We start from the raw sequence: 16,694 nt of genomic DNA on the forward strand, positions 1-16,694 counted from the left end.
CTCGAGGTGTCCGGAAATTCCGGACGAGGCAGCCGCTCCCCCACACGCCTTCACTGCAGACTCACATCACAGACCCCACTGCTGACGTTCACCGTGCTCCGCCGGGCCTGCGGCTGCCTCCCGACCATTTCGAGAGGCAATCCCATGAGCATCATCTCCGTCGATACGGAGCTCCTGCAGCTCAAGTCCGCCAACGTGCAGGCCACGGTGGAGCGGATCAGCGCCGACGTACAGGCCATGAAACGAGGGCTGGACGAACTCGAGGGCAGCTGGCGCGGCTCCGCGGCGACAAACTTCCAAACCCTGGTGGCCGAGTGGACGCTGACCCAGGGCAGGGTCGAGGCTTCCCTGGCGTCCATAAACCTCGCGCTGAATTCCGCCGCCGCTACCTATGCGCAGGCGGAACTGGGCAATGCGCAGCGCTTCACGTGAGCCTCTCGGGGCGTCAGGCCTCGGGTGTGCCCTGGTGGAAGCGCAGCCGCCATTGCGCGCCTTCAAGGACCCACAGGGAGCTGCGTAGGGCTGAGCCCTCGCGGGTGTGGCTGCGGTAGGTCAGGAGCATGGTCTTCTCGCCCAGCCGGTCCGCGCCCAGCAGCTCGAGCTCCACGGGCCCGCCCGGGTTGTCCTCAAGGGACATCATCATGGCGTCGCGAGTCCAGAGCCGGCCGGAGCTGCCGATCTCGGTGAAGTCCGGATGGAGCAGGACGCCTGTGCGGCCCAGGTCCGCCCGGGTTTCCGGGCGGAGCAGTTCGCGCTCGAGGGACTCGACGACGGCTTCGGGGCTGGTCTCCGCCAGGGTCACGGCCGGTTCCTCTTCGAGTTCGCTGAAGAGGTCCGGTTCGTCGTAGCTCCCTGGTGCGCCAAAGAGTTCCTGCTGGCCGGAAGGCGCCGGGGCCGACTGCGCGCGGGTTGCGGCCTGCGCTGGGGCCGTCTGCTGGGTGGCCTGCGGCATCGCGGAACCAGCCTGGCCGGCCGGCGTCGTCTCGCCCTGCCGGGTCTGGTCCTGCTGTGCCTTGCCCTCCGGCGGCTGGCCCTCGGGCGTCCCGAACCCGGGACCCTGCCGGACCGCCACGCCCTGCTGGTACGCCGTGGCCGCTGCCCGGGCACGGACGTCGGCCGCTTCGTTGAGCTCGTGCCCGGCATGGCCCCGCACCCACTCGAAGGTGTACTTGCGGCCCACGAGCGCCTGGTCGATGTCCTTGAGGAGGTCCACGTTCAGAACCGGCTTGCCGTCGGCCTTGCGCCAGCCCTTCCGCTTCCAGCCCGGCATCCACTTGGTCACCGCATTGATGACGTACTGGCTGTCACAGAGAATCAGCAGGTCTTCCCCGGGCATGTGTGCCGTGGCCCGGAACAGGTCAAGCACCGCCATCAGTTCGCCCTGGTTGTTCGTGCCGTGGGGCCACCCGCCGGCCCGCCAGCAGTCATCGTTCACGTACCAGGCCCAGCCGGCCGGGCCGGGATTTCCTAAGGCCGAACCGTCGGCCGCTGCTGTAATCGTCACTGACCTATCCTGCCAGACCCTGCCGACACCCACCGCAACAGCGGCGGGAGGGTGCTGGCCGGAGCTGCGTTAAAGCCAACAGCGGCCCCACCCGAAGGTGGGACCGCCGTCGTCGAACAGCCGGTGGAGGCTAGCGCGGGTGGTTAGAAACCGCCCATGCCGCCCATGCCGCCCATGTCGTCGCCGCCGCCCATCTGGGCGCCAGCCTTCTCGGGCTTGTCGGCTACAACGGCCTCGGTGGTGAGGAACAGGCCGGCGATGGAAGCCGCGTTCTGCAGGGCAGAGCGGGTTACCTTGACCGGGTCGTTGATGCCAGCGGCCAGCAGGTCGACGTACTCGCCGGTGGCTGCGTTGAGGCCGTGGCCTGCGGGCAGGCCGCGGACCTTGTCCACCACGACGCCGGGCTCGAGGCCGGCGTTGAAGGCGATCTGCTTCAGCGGCGCGTCGATGGCAACGCGGACGATGTTCGCGCCCGTTGCCTCGTCACCGGAGAGCTGCAGGTTCGCGAACGCCTTGGCGCCGGCCTGGATCAGGGCAACGCCACCGCCGGCGACGATGCCCTCTTCGACAGCAGCCTTGGCATTGCGGACAGCGTCCTCAATGCGGTGCTTGCGTTCCTTGAGCTCGACCTCGGTTGCGGCCCCGGCCTTGATGACTGCAACGCCGCCGGCCAGCTTGGCCAGGCGCTCCTGCAGCTTCTCGCGGTCGTAGTCGGAATCCGAGTTCTCGATCTCGGCGCGGATCTGGGACACGCGGCCGGCGATCTGGTCGGCGTCGCCGGCACCTTCGACGATCGTGGTCTCGTCCTTGGTGACAACAACCTTGCGGGCCTTGCCAAGGAGTTCGAGTCCGGCGGTCTCAAGCTTGAGGCCGACTTCCTCGGAGATGACCTGGCCACCGGTGAGGATGGCGATGTCGGCCAGCTGCGCCTTGCGACGGTCGCCGAAGCCCGGGGCCTTGACGGCGACGGACTTGAAGGTGCCGCGGATCTTGTTGACGATCAGGGTGGCCAGGGCCTCGCCCTCGATGTCTTCGGCAATGATCAGCAGCGGCTTGGAAGACTGCATGACCTTTTCCAGGACAGCAACCAGTTCCTTGACGTTGGAGATCTTGGAGTTGACGATCAGGATGTACGGATCCTCAAGGACCGTTTCCTGGCGCTCGGCGTCGGTGACGAAGTAGGCGGAGATGTAGCCCTTGTCGAAGCGCATGCCTTCGGTCAGCTCCAGCTCCAGGCCGAACGTGTTCGACTCCTCGACCGTGATGACGCCTTCCTTGCCGACCTTGTCGAGGGCTTCGGCGATCAGGGCGCCGATCTCGTTGTCGCCAGCGGAGATGGACGCGGTGGCGGCGATCTCTTCCTTGGTCTCGATTTCCTTGGCGGACGCCAGGAGCTCGACAGTCACGGCGTCAACAGCCTTCTCGATGCCGCGCTTGAGGGACAGCGGGTCAGCGCCGGCCGCGACGTTGCGCAGGCCTTCCTTGACCAGGGCCTGTGCGAGCACAGTTGCCGTGGTGGTGCCGTCGCCTGCGACGTCATCCGTCTTCTTGGCAACTTCCTTGACCAGCTCGGCGCCGATCTTCTCGTAAGGGTCGTCCAGCTCGATCTCCTTGGCGATGGAAACACCATCGTTGGTGATCGTGGGGGCGCCCCACTTCTTTTCGAGGACGACGTTGCGTCCCCGCGGGCCGAGGGTGACCTTGACGGCGTCGGCGAGGATGTTCAGGCCCCGCTCAAGACCGCGGCGTGCCTCTTCATCAAATGCAATGATCTTGGCCATAACGGCAGTAGTCCTTTCGGGACAGTCGTTAAGAATGAACCTTCGCTGTGGTGCCCGCGACGGACGATCCCTACCCCGCGGCCTCTGTATGCCGCTGGGTCCGGGATCTCACCCCAGCAAGGTGTTCCTTTAGCTCCTGGACCGGCTGCCCCACTTCACGGCCGGGCGAACCGGGCGTCGTGTTAGCAGTCAGTGCGCTGGAGTGCTAAATCAATAATTAGCACTCCCCCGGGGAGAGTGCAAGCAGTGCCCGGCCCAAACCGCCCGCCACGCGGGCACAATACGCTAGGAGCGATCAGCCGCCACTGCTGCTGGCGCTCTCCGTGCCGGTCATTGTGGGCAGGTTGTCCTCGCCGTAGGTGTAGACCATGTAGTTCGCTTCGGTGATGTCCCCGTGGGAATCAAACTTGATCCGTCCGGACTGGCCGTCATAGTCCGGGCGCTTGCCCGCATGGAGGACGTCCACGCAGGCCTGGTAGCTCGTGCACGACTCACTCGGCGGCTGGCCGGCGGGCTGACCGGCGCCCGCGGCATTTCCGCCAGCTGCCGCCGTTCCGCCGGAGACCCCGACGAGGGATGCCGCAATGGAGGTTCCGGCGTCGTCTTCGGCCGCGGCGGCAGCGACGGCGGCGAGGATGACGGCGTCGTACGTCTCGGCGGCAAACACCATGTCCTTCAGCCCGGGGTCAACGGCAACAAGGTCCTTCTGGAAGCTGGCGGAGGGGAACACGCCGGGCAGGACCCCGCGTGCGCCCTCCAGCGCCCGCGTGCCCACTCCGGAGCCGTACCGGCTGACGGCCGCGTCGCTGAGGACAAGTTTTTTCCCGGCCAGACCGGCGTTGTTCAGTTCGGCGATGGCACCCTGCGCGCCGTCGCGTGAGACCAGGACGACGGCGTCGGGATTTGCGGCCTTGGCGGTGGCGGCAGCCTGCTGTGCCTGGCCGGGAGTGAACTCCGCGTCCGCCACGACGTCGAGCCCGGACTGTTTCGCCGCACCGGCGACGGCGGAGGCGACGACCTTGCCGTAGTCGCCTTCCTCGTGTAGCACGGCCAGGGTCTTGGCGCCGCCGTCTTGGGCCAGCTTGGCGAGGACGGAGGCCTGTGCGATGTCGGCCGCCGAGGTGCGGAAATAGTAGCCGCCGCTCTTGTAGTTGCTGAGCCCGCTGGCAGAGTTGGCCGGCGAGATGACGGCTACCTTGGCGTTGGCCAGCACGTCGATCGCGGCAGGGGCGCGGCTGGAATCGGTCGGACCGATGACGACGTCGGCTTTGCTGGCGACCAGCGCTTTCGCCTGGGCAGCCGTGTCCGTGCTGATGGTTTCCGGTAGCAGCTCCACAAGCTTGCCCTTGTGGCCACCGGCCGCGTTGATCTCCTTGACGGCGAGTTTGGCGGCCGCCAACTGTGGGGCGTTGAGGAAGGCCTGCCGCCCCGTGTTGTCCAGGATCAGCCCTATGCGCAGGGTGCCGTCGCCGCTGGCGTCGGCGCTGGCCACGCGGGCGCTGCCTGCAGGTCCCAGGCAGCCCGTCAGGGACACGGCCGCGAGTGTGCCAGCCACTAGGGCGCGGCGCAGCGGCAAAGTTCTTCCTGGGCGACCTGCCGCGTCCCGCGGGGCGTTCTTAACGAAAGCAAGTGCCACTAGGCGGGCCGGACACTTTCAGCCTGCGGGCCCTTTTCGCCCTCGCCGACTTCCAGCTCCACCCGCTGGCCCTCGTCCAGGGCGCGGTAGCCTTCCCCGACGATCGCGGACCAGTGCACGAAGACGTCGTTCTCGGAACCGTCCACGGTGATGAAGCCGTAGCCCTTCTCGGCGTTGAACCATTTGACGGTTCCCAGTGCCATGGTGTCCACACTTTCAGCTAGCTTGCGTGCGGCCCACCTCGATGTGCGCCGCGGACTGCGAAGAGAAATCCGCAGATACTGTACCCACAGCGTCCCTCAGGAACGCCGACGGCGGGCAGGTCCGCCGTCGAATAGTTATTGAGGCGTAACCGGAAATGACTACTGGAAGCCGGGTCCCAGCACAACGACGAGGGGCAAGTTGAACTCGGCGGAGTCCACGAGCGTGTCGATGCCCAGGAGCGTTCCGAGCGCCTCGGCATTGCCCTTTTGCTCCACGCCGTTGTAGAAAATCACCGACGTCTGCTGCGGGACACCGCCCCAGTTCCCTGTCTGGCCGACGGTCCAGCCGGCAGAGCTGACGGTGCCGCCGACGCGGGTGGCGAGGCCAGCGGTGGTGGTCCCGTTGTAGATCGTCACCGGCTGCGCCTTGTCCACACCGGCGGCTGTGGCGCTGGGCGTCGCTGAAGGCGTTGCCGACGGCGTTGCGCCGGCGGGTTCCGGGCTCGTCTGCGCGGGGCTGGGGCTAGCAGGGCTCGATGCGGACGCGCTGCTGCTGGCAAATGCTGACGCGCTGTCACCGGCTGTCACGGCCGCGGCCTGGCCTCCGGAGAAACCAAGCTTCGGCAGGATCAGAAAGGCAACCAGGCCAATGGCCAGGGCCACAAAGCCGGCCGCCAAGATGGGCGCCAGGCTCCGCCGGCGTGATCCGGCGACGGCCCGGTGGACACCCTGCCGGGTAGAGGTCTCCGGGACCCGATCAAATTCATCCCGAGCGTATTTGGTCATGGTGAAACGACGTCCTTGCTGATTTCATACGGGGTGCCCGAGGCCGGAACGGACGCAACAGGACGTGCGTATCCGGCTGCTCGTGACGCTACTTTACGAATCTGTTCCCAGACGGCGGGCAGTGCGGGCACGTTGGCGTGATGTACGTAGTCTACGCAATCTCTTGACCAGCATGGGATCGTGGGCCAGAGCGTCCTCGGTGTCGATGAGGGCATTGAGGATCTGGTAGTAGTGCGTGGCGGACAGATCGAACAGCTCGCGGATGGCCTGTTCCTTGGCCCCCGCGTACTTCCACCACTGCCGCTCCAGGGCCAGCATCTGCTGGTCGCGGACGCTGAGCGGAGACTCCGCAGACACCCCACCCAGGTCCCCGCCGGCAGCGGGGAATCCGGCGGAATCCTCCGCGGGCACGTGCTCTTGCGCTGTTTCGGCCACGGCACACTCCTGGTTGATTCCGAAAAAACTTGCTGGTTCCGGTAAGAGTCCGGTAAAAGTCAATCCCATGCTACGGCCGAATAACAGGGTTGTCATTTGGCGGGGTGCCGGAGCGGACGGCAGTTGCGGAAGAATGGGGGCTGTGTCCAATTCCGAACTTCCCTCCGAATCTAATTCCGACGCGCTGTTCGAGCTGGAACCCGAAGCCGCAGACGGCATCCGGTTCGCGGACCTGGCGCACCGGCCGCTGACCGAGCTGGTCGCTCCGGACTGGGCGGAAGCGCTGGCACCGGTCGAGGCACAGTTGCGGGAGGCGCTCACCTTCCTCGCCGGCGAAATGGCCGCCGGGCATGGTGTGCTGCCGTCGCCGCCAGACCTGCTGCGGGCCTTCCGCCAGCCGCTCGCCGGTGTCCGGGTGCTGGTAGTAGGGCAGGATCCCTATCCGACGCCGGGGCACGCCGTAGGGCTGTCCTTCGCCGTGGACGGCGCCACCCGGCCGATCCCCCGCAGCCTGGCAAACATCTACAAGGAACTTCAGGCCGATCTCGGCGTCCCGCCGCGCGTCCACGGGGACCTTAGCCGCTGGTCGGAGCAGGGCGTACTGCTGCTGAACAGGGTGCTCAGTGTCCGGGCAGGCGCGGCTGGCTCGCACCGGAACAAGGGCTGGGAGGCTGTCACAGCGGCGGCCATCCGGGCAGTCGCGGACCGCCCGTCCGCCTCCGGCGCTGGCCGCGCTCCCCTTGTGGTGATCCTGTGGGGGAAGGATGCCGAATCCGTGCGGCCGCTGCTGGGCTCCGCTGCCGTGATCGCCAGCGCCCACCCCAGCCCGCTCTCGGCCTCGCGCGGGTTCTTCGGATCGCGGCCCTTTAGCCGAGCCAACGCCCTGCTGCAGGAGCAGGGCAACGGGACGGTCGACTGGGAACTGCCGCCGCTGCCGTAACAGGCTTCCATCCGGAGCTCCCGGCCAGGGTTCTTGGTTAGGCTTAGCTGCATGACTTCCGTCCCCGCCGCCACCACCGCCACCCGGAACTCGCGTCCCCAGACCGACCTGACGGTCCTGCGCAGAGAACAACTTTCCCCGCACATGGTCCGGATCATCGCAGGCGGACCAGGGTTCGCCGGGTACGTCAACAATGACTATGTGGACCGGTACGTCAAGATCGTCTTTCCGCAACCCGGTATCGAATACCCGCAACCGCTGGACCTGTGGGCCGTCCGGGAAGCGATGCCGCGCGATCAATGGCCGCACACCCGGACCTACACGGTCCGCTGGGTGGACGCGGCGGCGCAGGAACTGGCCATCGATTTCGTGATCCACGGCGACGAGGGCCTCGCTGGCCCCTGGGCGGCCGCCGCCCAGCCCGGCGATCGCCTGACCTTCACTGGCCCGGGCGGCGGATACAACCCGGATCCGGCGGCGGACTGGTACCTGTTTGCCGGCGATGAGTCCGCCCTGCCGGCCATCGGCGCCGCGATCGAATCCCTGCCGGAGGATGCCCGCGGCCTGGCCCTGCTCGAGGTGGACAGCGACGCCGACATCCAGCCCATCGCCGGACCGGCCGGCGTCGAACTGCGCTGGCTCCTGCGCGGCGGCGTCCCCGCCGGAGAGAGCGACCTGCTGGTCACGGCCGTGCGCGAAGCCGAGTGGCCTGAGGGGCGGGTGCAGGTCTTTGCCCACGGCGAGCGGGGCTACATGAAAGGCCTGCGGGAGGTTTTTTACGTGCAGCGCGGGCTGGAGCGGGCGCAGGTTTCCCTGTCGGGCTACTGGGCCAGGGGCCGCATGGAGGACGATTTCCAGGCGGAGAAGAAGCTCCCCATCGGCAAGATCTAACGGCGCAAGATCTAAAACGTTAGATCTAACGGCGCAAGATCTAAGAGCGCCAGATCCAGCCACAAGATCTGGCGTTACCAGGCCCAGCGGCTAGATCCCTCCGGACTACCTAGCGGCGACGGGCCCTGCGCCGCTCGTTGCTCGCCAGGCTCCGCGTCAGCGGCCGCGCCAAGGTGTCACCGAGCACGATGCCGGCGGCGACACCGAGCACGATCGCCCCGGCGTTGAGCATCCCGCCGGCGCCCATGAGAATCTCCGATTCCTCGATGGTCAATACATACATGGACCGGAATATAGTGAGCCCGGGGAGCAGGATCAGGGCTGCGGGGACGGCCACGACCAGCTGGGGAGCGCCCATCCGGAGGGCCACCACGCGGGCCAGCAGGCCAATCACCACAGCCGCGACGGCCGGTGCGAAGCGGGAGCCGATGCCCAGAGCATCACCGCCGATCAGGACCAGATAGCCCACCACCCCCACGGCCGCCGTCGGCAGCAGCAGCGTCCAGCTGGTCTGTTCCGTTATGCCGATCATCAGCACAGCGATGGCGATCATGATGACCACGGCCCACCACGGATATGCCGGGGGGAATGTTTCGGTGACATTGATCGCCTTCATGCCGGTCATGTCTCCGACAACGAAGCCGACGGCAATGCCGGCGACGAGCGCACCGAAGGTCAGCATGGTGGAGACGAAACGGCCGGCCGCCGTGACCGGGAAGCCGTTGATCGCGTCCTGCACCGAGGAGACGAGCCGGCCGGTCGGCAGTAGCAGCAGGATTCCGCCGACCACCACGATGGCTGGCGGAATCTGGATTCCTACCATGCCGCCGAAACGCCATAACAGCAGGGCGATGAAAGTGACCAGGAAGGAACACGAGGCTGTGACGAAGAAGTCAGGTGTGCGCCACCGCCCCAGTTGCCTGGCCAGCAGGCTGACCATGAGGTTGGAGACAAAGGCGACGGCAGAGGCTCCGAGGTCGCCGCCGAGAACACCGACGAAGACGGCCGAGAACACGCCGAATGCCACAGTGACCATCCAGCGCGGGAAAGGCTTGGAACTGTGGGTGATTTCGTCGAGCCGGCGCACAGCCTCCTCGCGTCCCACGCCGCCGGAGACGATGTCCGTGACGAGCTGGTGCACCTTGGCCAAGCCCGCGTAGTTGTTGGTCCAGGACCGCACGACACGAAGCAAGGTTATGGGCGTCTGGTCCTTCGGGGCATAGTTGATGGCCACCGACTGGTTGGTGATGTCCACTTCGATGTTCTTGAGTCCCAGGGCGGCCGTGATGGCGATGATGCTGGTCTCGACTTCCAGGGCTCCGGCGCCGTACCGGAACATCGATTCCGCCAAATGCAGCGCGAAGTCGATCGTCTTGCGGGCCGAGGCGTCGACGCCGCCCACCTGGATCATCGGGTTCGCATAGGGGCTGCCGGCGAGCCGGTCCACGATGCTCATGGGCGCCGTGGGCGGGTTCTCGCCCTGGACCAGCCTGCGCAACATGCGCTTCGCGGCCGCGTTCTGGCGCACCTCCACGGGCGACATCGGCTGCGTCCGGGGCAGGCCGTCCGTGGGTGGCCTGCGGTGGCCGTCGATTCCGTTGTTCATTCCGGCCTCCTCACTGTCCAAGGCTGTCCTCGATTGTCTTTGTCTCGGGTTAGTAGAACTGTTGGCCCGTGCGCCGGGTGTAGAGCTGGCGTGCCACGCGCTCCCCCGCCGTCATCCAGGCTTTGTATTTCAGCGGGCTCAGGACCTGGTCGTAACAGCCGACGAAGTCGGTCACGGTCTTGCTGAAGCTGGTTTTGAACAGGCCCAGCCCATGGAACGGGTTGGACGTGTCCTTGAGCTTGTCGCTTGGCGGGGTGCCGCAGAAGTCGTATTCGGTGCAGCCGAGTTCCTTGACCTGGTTGATCGCAGTCCACTGCACGAGGTGCGAGTCGCCGTACTGGCCGCGCTTCTGCAGGGAGCCGCCGTCCTTGTACGTTCCCTTGCGGCCGTAGTTGATCACGAACGCGCCAACTGAGGGCACACCGTTTTCGTACACGAACATCAGCCTGCCTTGGTCACGGGCCAGGAAGTTGGTCCAGAACCGGCGGTAGTACTCGTACTCGCGCACCCGGACCTGGGATTTGGCTTCCACCGTGGTGGTCATCAGGGCATACATGGCCCGGAAGTTCTCTTCCGTGGGCTCCGCGTTGTGGACCTCCACGCCCTCGCGGATGGCGCGGCGCACGGCGTTTCGGCCCCGGGAGTGGAGATTGCGCAGCAACTGGTTTTCCTCGGGCGCAATATCGAGCAGCGCCGTGGAGTCGTTGGGCTGCAGGTTGTGGGTCTTGACCAAACCCGCCCCTTCGAGGATCCGCACGGCCTCGTCCGAGAGAATGATGTCCGGCTCGATCTTGATCGCAAAGACGCCCAGCTTGGCCTTTTTTACGAAGTCCGCGTTCGCCGCGGCGATCCCGGGGATGTCCTCGACGGACGCCACGTCGGGTCCCTTGATCAGGTACCAGAGCTTGCCGAGAAGCGGAAACGACTTCTCGAGGACCAGGTTGTAGCTCGTGTAATCGGCCGACTCATAGACCAGGTGCAGGGGCTTCCAGCCAAAGTGCTGCTTGACCTCGGCGAACGCTTCAGATTGCAGGAGATTGCCGCCGTTGGGGTTCGCGGTGACGAGGGCATCCCAGCTGGCAATCTCCTCGGCAGAGGCAAAGCGGGCAGTGAATTCACGCAAGGGTGCGGTATCCAATCATTGCGGTACGAGCTTCGGCGGCATGCGGACATGCAGCCCCAAGTCTATCGGTCCGCACCCTGCCGCCGGTCCCGGCAAGGCGGTTACGCTGGTCTCATGCAGGCTCAGCAACACCCGCTGGAAGGCCGGCCCGGGGCACCCGGCGGCCGCTCGCGGGGCGCCGGCAGCGGCTTCGGCGCCGGCTCCCAAGTCGTCGCACTGCTCCTGTTCCTCGGCGCGTCGGCGCTGGTTGCGGCCCTAGGCGGCCTCGCCACCGCCAACCACGTCAACGGCTGGTACGCCACGGCCGACACAGCACCCTGGTCGCCACCAAACTGGGTCTTCGGGGCGGTCTGGACGGTCCTGTACGTCGCCATGGCAGTCGCGGCGTGGCTGGTCTGGCGCAGCCGCGCCGCGCGGTCCAGGACGGCCCTGACAGCCTACGGCGTGCAGCTGGTGCTGAACTTGCTCTGGACTCCGGTCTTCTTTGCCCTCTACCCGGTGCTCGGGACGCCGGCGCTGTGGATCGCGTTCGGGATCATCGTGGCATTGGCCGTGGCCGTGGCCGTGACGGTGGTGCTTTTCGGTCCGATCAGCCGGACGGCAGGACTGCTGATGCTGCCCTACCTGTCCTGGATCGTGTTCGCATCCTCACTGAACCTGTGGGCGGCGCTGCACAACTGATGGCGCCATTCAGCGCCACCCGCCTCGATCAGCTCCCTAGCACTCCACGACGTTGACGGCGAGGCCGCCCATCGCGGTTTCCTTGTACTTGGAGGACATGTCCTTGCCGGTTTCGCGCATGGTGACGATGACCTCGTCCAGGGAGACCCGGTGGGTGCCGTCGCCCCAGAGGGCCATCTTGGCGGCGTTGATGGCCTTGGCCGCGGCGATCGCGTTGCGTTCGATGCACGGGACCTGGACCAGCCCGCCGATCGGATCACAGGTAAGGCCCAGGTTGTGCTCCATCGCGATTTCCGCGGCGTTCTCCACCTGTTGGGGGGTGCCGCCCATGACTTCGGCCAGGCCGGCGGCCGCCATCGAGGACGCCGAGCCGACCTCGCCCTGGCAGCCGACCTCCGCACCGGAAATCGAGGCCTGCTCCTTGTAGAGCACCCCGATCGCGCCGGCGGTGAGCAGGAACTTGACCACAACGTCGTCGCGGTCGGCCTGGGTTGCCTTGTCCATGCCTGGGGCGAAGTGCAGCGCGTAGTAGAGCACGGCCGGGATGATGCCCGCCGCGCCGTTGGTGGGCGCGGTGACCACGCGCCCGCCCGAGGCGTTTTCCTCGTTGACGGCCAGGGCGATCAGGTTGACCCATTCCTGCCAGTACTTCGGATCCCGGTAGTCGGGATCCTGGCCGCGGGTTTCCTTCATGAGCCGCTCATGCCAGTCCGGGGCGCGGCGGCGGACCTTGAGCCCGCCCGGGAGCAGGCCCTCGCGCTTGAGGCTGACCTCGACGCAGCCTTCCATCACCGAGTAGATGTGCAGCAGCCCCTCGCGGATCTCGGCCTCGGTGCGGGAGGCGCGCTCGTTGACCAGCATGATCTCACCGATCGAGAGGCCCTTGGACTGGCAGCGGCCCAGGAGTTCGGCGGCCGTGCGGAACGGCAGCGGAAGTTCCTTCTTCGATTCCGCGAGTTCCTTCAGGGCCGCGTCCTCCTCACCCTCGCGGACAATGAAGCCGCCGCCGACGGAGAAGAACGTGGCCTGGTGCAGGGTCTCGCCCGCGGCGTCCGAGACCGTGAACGTCATGCCGTTGGTGTGCCGGGGCAGGATGGTCAGCGGCCGCAGGACCATGTCCTTCACCCCGTACGGCAGGGCCACGGATCCGGCCAGCTGCAGGGTGCCGGTCCCGGCGATCGTGGCCAGCCGGTCCTCCACTTCCTCGGGCAGGATCTGCTCGGGGTGGAAGCCCTCAAGTCCGAGCAGGATGGCGGTCATGGTGCCGTGCCCGTGGCCCGTGGCAGCCAGGGAGCCGTAAAGGTCCACCCGCAGCGACGCCACCTCCGCCAGCTTGCCGAGGGACTTAAGTTCCTCGGCGAAGACGGCCGCGGCCCGCATGGGCCCCACGGTGTGCGAGCTGGACGGCCCAATTCCGATGGAAAAGAGGTCGAAGACTCCAACAGCCATTGTCGGTTCCTAACTAGGTCTTGCTGTGGCCCGGCAGAGGGTCTTGCCGGAAGGCGGCGCGGCCGCAGGTAGGCGGCAGTCCCGCCGATGCACGACGCCGGGCGACGGCTTGTGGCCGCGGCCCGCCCGGCGTCGTGTCTTACTTCAGTCATACGTCGCTTAGGCGAGGTTATCAACCGAGGGGTAGAGCGGGTGGGCGGCGGCGAGGGCCTCCACCCGGGTGCGCAGGCCGGACAGGTCCGCGCCGGCGTCGGCGATCAAAGCCTCCGCGATGATCTCCGCAACCTCGGCGAAGGCTGCCTCGCCGAAGCCGCGGGTGGCCAGCGCCGGGGTGCCGATGCGCAGCCCGGAGGTGACCATCGGCGGACGCGGATCGAACGGGACGGCGTTGCGGTTCACGGTGATGTCGATTTCCGCGAGGCGGTCCTCGGCTTCCTGCCCGTTGAGCTCGCACTCGCGCAGGTCCACCAGGACCAGGTGCACATCGGTGCCGCCGGAGATCACGTTGATCCCCTTCGCGGTCACGTCCGGCTGGACCAGACGCTCCGCGAGGATCCTGGCACCGGCCAGGACCCGCTCCTGGCGTTCCTTGAACTCCGGGGACGCGGCGATCTTGAACGCCACGGCCTTGCCGGCGATCACGTGCTCCAGCGGCCCGCCCTGCTGCCCGGGGAACACCGCCGAGTTGATCTTCTTGGCAATGTCGGCGTCGTTGGACAAGATGATCCCGCCGCGCGGACCGGCGAGGGTCTTGTGCGTCGTGGACGTGGTGACATGGGCGTGCGGGACCGGGGACGGGTGCAGCCCGGCCGCCACCAGCCCGGCGAAGTGCGCCATGTCCACCATCAGGTAGGCGCCCACCGAATCCGCGATCCGCCGGAACTCGGCGAAGTCCAACTGCCGGGCGTACGCGGACCAGCCGGCCACGATCAGGGCCGGCTTGTGCTCCTGGGCCAGGCGCTCGACCTCGGCCATGTCGATCCGGTGGTCCTCCTCGCGGACCTGGTACGGGATGACGTTGTAGAGCCGGCCGGAGAAGTTGATCTTCATCCCGTGCGTCAGGTGCCCGCCGTGCGCCAGGTTCAGGCCCATGATCGTGTCGCCCGGACGGATCAGGGCATGCATGACCGAAGCGTTGGCCTGCGCGCCCGAGTGCGGCTGCACGTTCGCGTACTCCGCACCGAACAGGGCCTTCACCCGGTCGATGGCGAGCTGTTCGATCACGTCAACATGCTCGCAGCCGCCGTAGTAGCGCTTGCCCGGGTAGCCCTCCGCGTACTTGTTCGTCAGCACCGAACCCTGCGCCTGCATCACAGCCCTGGCGGTGTGGTTCTCCGAAGCGATCATCTCCAGGCCGTCCCGCTGTCGCGTCAGCTCGGCATCGATCTTCACGGCGATCTCCGGATCCAGCACCGACAGGTCCGCGTCCAGACTCGCCGAAACGACCTGCTCAAACGCCACGGTCCCGGTCACTGCCCCGCTCACAGTTCGCCGCCGTTCTTGGACGCGTAGTCCTCTGCCGAGAGCAGCGGGCCATCCGATGCGGCGGCGACTTTGAACAGCCAGCCGGCGCCGTAGGGGTCGCTGTTGATCAGCGAGGGGTCATCGACGACGGCGGGATTGGTTTCGGTGACCTCGCCCGTGACCGGGGCGTAGAGGTCCGAGACGGACTTGGTCGATTCGACCTCGCCGCAGGTCTCCCCCGCTGTCACCGCGGTGCCGACCTCGGGCAGGTCCACGTAGACGATGTCGCCGAGGGCGTCCGTGGCCACGGCGGAGATGCCGATGGACACAACGTTCCCGGCCTCCCGCGCAACCCATTCGTGCTCGTCGGAGTACTGCAGTTCAGGGGCAACTTTTGCCATGTGTTTTTCCTTTACGTTTGAAAGTCGTGGGCTACATCAATTGTGGCCGGGTTACGCGGCGGGACTGCTCGGGTTGGGTGGCGGATGAGGCAATTCCTCCGCGTGCTCGGTCGCGAAAAGCGCCCGCTGGGCGGACGCGTCGCTCCCTTAGACGCACGCTTCCGGAATCCCCTCACCCGCCGATATTCAGTTCAGTTCTGGACGCCAACAGTTTCGAAAAGACACCTGTCCCGGAAGAAACCGTGGCCGTTCATATTCTTCTAGGGCCTGGCTACATCTTGGCTTTAAGAGTGTCATCAAGCTCAACCCCCAATGATCGAGCTTGGGACAAACCAGAGCCGCGGTAGGCCGTATATCCCCCAGCACCTTGGCTTTCGAAGGCGCTTCCAGCGGTGCCTTGTACGGGAGGTGAGTTGAACCCGAGGTGAGCAGGGCCCCTTAGGGCCCGACATCCGGCAGCATGCTCCCCGCCGACCCCCTAACCTCGCAAGCTCGGTCAGGGAACCCGGACAGCGTGGGCCCCTTCGGGAGCGTCACGTCCGCTCAGCGGGCGTCTTCGCGACCGAGCATGCAGAGGATGTCGGGCTCGACGGGCTAACGCAACCTTTTGTCACGCAGCCCCGGCCCGGGGGGCTACTTTTGGCGCTTGTAGAAGGGCAGTGCGACCACTTCGAAGGGCTCGGCCTTGCCGCGGAGGTCGATGTCCAGGGCGGTGCCGGGCTCGGTGAGCTCGACGTCGACGTAGGCCATCGCGACCGGGTAGCCGAGGCTGGGGCTGGGCTGGCCGGAGGTCACTTCGCCAACGACGTCGCCGTCCTTGAGGACCGGGTAGTGGCCGCGGCCAGCCCGGCGTCCGAGGCCCTTGAGCCCGACGAGCTTGCGGCCCGTCGTGGCGCCGGCGCCGGCTTCCTTCTTGGCGGCCAGTGCGGCCTTGCCGATGAAGTCGCCTTCCTTGGACAACGCGACGACGGGGCCCAGGCCGGCGGCGAACGGATCGCCTTCGAGGGAGAGCTCGTTGCCGTAGAGCGGCATGCCGGCCTCGAGGCGGAGCGAATCGCGGGACGCCAGCCCGGCGGGGGTCAGCTCGCCGTCTTCGGCGATGGCGACGAGCGCCTGCCAGAGGGCGGCGGCGTCGTCGTTGGCAACGAAAATCTCGAAGCCGTCTTCACCGGTGTAGCCCGTGCGGGCCAGCAGGAGGTCCTGGCTGGCGCCGCCGAACATGAAGGGGACTTCCACGGCGGCGTAGTACTTCAGACCGGTGACGAGTTCGTGCTGCGCGGCGGGAACCAGGCGCAACAGGATCTCCTGGGCCTTGGGACCCTGGACCGCGATCAGCGAGGTCCCGGCGGAGGCGTCCTGGACCGTAACGTCGAACCCGCCTTCTTGGGCAGAACCTGCCCGCTCAGCCATGGCTGCTGCGACCACCCTGGCATTGCCCGCGTTGGGGACCACCAGGAACTTCTGCTCGCCACGGCGGTAGGTGATGAGGTCATCGATGATGCCGCCGTCCTCGTTGCAGATCAGCGAGTACTTGGCCTTGCCAATGGCCATCGCGGAGATCTTGCCCACGAGGGCGTAGTCCAGGAATGCTCCGGCGTCCGGGCCGGTGACCCAGACTTCGCCCATGTGGGAGAGGTCGAACAGGCCCGCGGACTTGCGGACGGCGTGGTGCTCGGCGAGTTCGGAGCTGTACTTCAGCGGCATCTGCCAGCCGCCGAAGTCCGTGAAGGAGGCGCCGAGCTTCTTGTGCTCTTCGTACAGGGCCGTGTAGTTCTCAGTCATCGTTGGCTGTCC

General features: G+C 66.8%; 16 protein-coding genes. 4 read left to right on the top strand and 12 right to left on the bottom strand.

Annotation, left to right across the window (positions count from 1 at the left end):
* Positions 1-144 precede the first annotated feature (144 nt).
* Positions 145-432: a WXG100 family type VII secretion target gene (locus tag AC1DKQ_RS11545; RefSeq protein ID WP_476919056.1), complete on the top strand. Its 288-nt coding sequence runs from the start codon at positions 145-147 to the stop codon at positions 430-432.
* Between the two features lie 13 nt (positions 433-445).
* Here AC1DKQ_RS11545 and AC1DKQ_RS11550 read toward each other — a convergent pair whose 3' ends face one another.
* The 6 genes from AC1DKQ_RS11550 to AC1DKQ_RS11575 all read right to left on the bottom strand — a co-directional run bounded on the left by AC1DKQ_RS11550 (position 446) and on the right by AC1DKQ_RS11575 (position 6,345).
* Entirely contained in the window at positions 446-1,504 is a 1,059-nt protein-coding gene (locus AC1DKQ_RS11550; RefSeq protein ID WP_476919057.1) for an RNase H family protein, read from the bottom strand.
* Between the two features lie 143 nt (positions 1,505-1,647).
* Positions 1,648-3,285: a chaperonin GroEL gene (gene groL, locus AC1DKQ_RS11555; protein WP_229993821.1), complete on the bottom strand. Its 1,638-nt coding sequence runs from the start codon at positions 3,283-3,285 to the stop codon at positions 1,648-1,650.
* Positions 3,286-3,580: 295 nt separating this feature from the next.
* A complete protein-coding gene (locus AC1DKQ_RS11560) occupies positions 3,581-4,819 on the bottom strand; it encodes an ABC transporter substrate-binding protein (protein WP_476885034.1) in 1,239 nt (412 codons plus the stop codon).
* Positions 4,820-4,920: 101 nt separating this feature from the next.
* A complete protein-coding gene (locus AC1DKQ_RS11565) occupies positions 4,921-5,124 on the bottom strand; it encodes a cold-shock protein (protein ID WP_026266832.1) in 204 nt (67 codons plus the stop codon).
* A 159-nt stretch (positions 5,125-5,283) separates the two neighbouring features.
* Complete coding sequence (locus AC1DKQ_RS11570; RefSeq protein WP_476885035.1) at positions 5,284-5,910, bottom strand: LytR C-terminal domain-containing protein; 627 nt, start codon at positions 5,908-5,910, stop codon at positions 5,284-5,286.
* Between the two features lie 93 nt (positions 5,911-6,003).
* Positions 6,004-6,345: a DUF3263 domain-containing protein gene (locus tag AC1DKQ_RS11575; RefSeq protein ID WP_476885036.1), complete on the bottom strand. Its 342-nt coding sequence runs from the start codon at positions 6,343-6,345 to the stop codon at positions 6,004-6,006.
* A 133-nt stretch (positions 6,346-6,478) separates the two neighbouring features.
* Here AC1DKQ_RS11575 and AC1DKQ_RS11580 point away from each other — a divergent pair, with 133 nt between their 5' ends.
* Positions 6,479-7,285, top strand: coding sequence for a uracil-DNA glycosylase (locus AC1DKQ_RS11580; RefSeq protein ID WP_476885037.1), 807 nt, complete (start codon positions 6,479-6,481; stop codon positions 7,283-7,285).
* A gap of 51 nt (positions 7,286-7,336) precedes the next feature.
* Positions 7,337-8,176, top strand: a complete 840-nt coding sequence (locus tag AC1DKQ_RS11585) for a siderophore-interacting protein (RefSeq protein ID WP_476919058.1) — start codon at positions 7,337-7,339, stop codon at positions 8,174-8,176.
* Positions 8,177-8,285: 109 nt separating this feature from the next.
* Here the strand turns inward: AC1DKQ_RS11585 and AC1DKQ_RS11590 are convergent, their stop codons facing one another.
* Positions 8,286-9,782: a threonine/serine exporter family protein gene (locus AC1DKQ_RS11590; RefSeq protein ID WP_476885039.1), complete on the bottom strand. Its 1,497-nt coding sequence runs from the start codon at positions 9,780-9,782 to the stop codon at positions 8,286-8,288.
* 49 nt (positions 9,783-9,831) lie between these two features.
* On the bottom strand, positions 9,832-10,905 hold the full coding sequence (locus AC1DKQ_RS11595) for a lipid II:glycine glycyltransferase FemX (RefSeq protein ID WP_476919059.1): 1,074 nt from the start codon (positions 10,903-10,905) through the stop codon (positions 9,832-9,834).
* Between the two features lie 114 nt (positions 10,906-11,019).
* Here AC1DKQ_RS11595 and AC1DKQ_RS11600 point away from each other — a divergent pair, with 114 nt between their 5' ends.
* The gene (locus AC1DKQ_RS11600; RefSeq protein ID WP_476919060.1) at positions 11,020-11,586 is read left to right on the top strand and encodes a TspO/MBR family protein; all 567 of its coding nucleotides are present in this window, start codon (positions 11,020-11,022) and stop codon (positions 11,584-11,586) included.
* Between the two features lie 36 nt (positions 11,587-11,622).
* Here the strand turns inward: AC1DKQ_RS11600 and AC1DKQ_RS11605 are convergent, their stop codons facing one another.
* From AC1DKQ_RS11605 to gcvT, 4 genes are all read right to left on the bottom strand, one after another.
* Complete coding sequence (locus AC1DKQ_RS11605; RefSeq protein ID WP_476919061.1) at positions 11,623-13,035, bottom strand: L-serine ammonia-lyase; 1,413 nt, start codon at positions 13,033-13,035, stop codon at positions 11,623-11,625.
* A 159-nt stretch (positions 13,036-13,194) separates the two neighbouring features.
* Entirely contained in the window at positions 13,195-14,520 is a 1,326-nt protein-coding gene (glyA, locus tag AC1DKQ_RS11610; RefSeq protein ID WP_476919062.1) for a serine hydroxymethyltransferase, read from the bottom strand.
* Complete coding sequence (gene gcvH / locus AC1DKQ_RS11615) at positions 14,517-14,900, bottom strand: glycine cleavage system protein GcvH (RefSeq protein WP_476885044.1); 384 nt, start codon at positions 14,898-14,900, stop codon at positions 14,517-14,519. Before gcvH ends, glyA begins: the two co-directional genes overlap by 4 nt.
* Positions 14,901-15,533: 633 nt before the next feature.
* Entirely contained in the window at positions 15,534-16,682 is a 1,149-nt protein-coding gene (gcvT, locus tag AC1DKQ_RS11620) for a glycine cleavage system aminomethyltransferase GcvT (RefSeq protein ID WP_476919063.1), read from the bottom strand.
* Between the last annotated feature and the right edge of the window lie 12 nt (positions 16,683-16,694).

It is taken from the genome of Arthrobacter sp. 05L421 (assembly GCF_056397785.1).